Annotated in this window: 1 pseudogene; it reads right to left on the reverse strand. The window is 42.2% G+C overall.

Going from position 1 to position 526, the window contains the following annotated elements:
* Positions 1–526, reverse strand: a pseudogene (locus tag DWZ60_RS17070) (site-specific integrase); the annotation flags it as partial.

Raw genomic sequence — 526 nt, forward strand, 5'->3', positions numbered from 1 at the left:
CCGTCTGATACCGCAGTTTAATATACTGCATGGGATTGAACGTAATATACTGCTTTGGAAATACTGCAAAACGGAAGGACTGCTGCATGACTGCGGAAAAAGAATGGATATAATCTTTGCTGTAACCCTTTCTCTCTTTTCCGTCGGGATGAACTCCCCCGAAGGAAAGCAAATCAAAGAAGGATTGCAAATGTTCAGAGGTTACATTTTTCAGTTTCCGTTCTGCCAATGGGTGTTTCTTGATATTTCGGATTGTTCCGAGGTAATTCTCCACCGTACCATTGCTGAGCGTACCTGTTTTTAATTCCTCCTCTGCCCACACATCCAAAAGCTGTCCGACTGTGAGATTTTCCGCTTTGGCAACAAATTTCTTTTTCTCATAATCATCCATTGCCTGACGGAGCAGCTTTTCAGTTTCACTTTTGCTTTCTGTTCCAACGCATTCTTTCTGAACAAGATTGCCGCTTGCGTCCTCTACATAGAAGCGGTAGTACCATTTCTTTCCTTTTTTTCTTACAGATCCTTT

The sequence above is a fragment of the Blautia sp. AF34-10 genome, assembly GCF_003477865.1.
Taxonomy (GTDB): Bacteria; Bacillota; Clostridia; order Lachnospirales; family Lachnospiraceae; genus Fusicatenibacter; species Fusicatenibacter saccharivorans.